The organism is Bifidobacterium sp. UBA6881 (assembly GCA_002451435.1).
Taxonomy (GTDB): Bacteria; Actinomycetota; Actinomycetes; order Actinomycetales; family Bifidobacteriaceae; genus Bifidobacterium.
In genome coordinates, this window is the sequence record DKCF01000003.1 from 4,070 (window position 1) to 4,785 (window position 716).

The following is a 716-nucleotide window of genomic DNA, read 5'->3' on the forward strand; positions in this document are numbered from 1 at the left end:
CAACGAGGATTTCGACGCGCCTTTGCTTTGCCTTATCATGAAGGTTCCGCCAAAAGCGGAAAATTTACGAAAGAGGACGTCGAGGAAGTTCACAGCTGACATACAGCCGAGTAGAATACCTTCGGTAATAGGTGTGCGGCATGAGCCGTGCCGGCGAAGACGTAGGGGACGAGGAACATGCCTGAGAATGTTGAATCTGCGACGACGGATCAGCAATCGCGCGAATTGCCCGGACGCATCGCCATTCCGCCGATCAAGGGCGAGATGGTGCATCTGCGTCCGGCGATGATCGAGGATCTCGATCGTATGGACGTCATCGAGGCGTATCTGGGCGCATCCAACATCACCGGCAAGGACAGCGGCGCGGAACGGAGCGCCGTGCATGCGTGGGTCCGTCGTTCCGTGGCGTGGAGCAAAGGCGAGTCATCGTCGGAATCCGGCGTGGGCGATCCGGAATCCCGCCGTACCATCGCATGGTCCATCGTCACCGAATCCGACCATGACGGCGATGGCGCAGTCGATGCCGCATCCTCCAACAACGTGATCGGCATGATTTTCCTGATCGACATCGACGGATGGGCCCGTTCCGCGCGCATCCAGGTGGTGCTTGGCAAGGATTACCGCGGACGTGGCTATTCGCGTGACGTGATGCCGCGTGTGATGACCTATGGTTTCGCACCGGAACCGGCCGGCCTCGGCATGCATCGCATCTGGGT

The 716-nt window shown here is 59.5% G+C and carries 1 protein-coding gene; it reads left to right on the forward strand.

The window, feature by feature from the left end; translation table 11 throughout:
- Positions 1 to 177 precede the first annotated feature (177 nt).
- A partial coding sequence (locus B3C64_RS00105) for a GNAT family N-acetyltransferase (protein WP_291532875.1) occupies positions 178 to 716 on the forward strand: 539 nt, incomplete at its 3' end.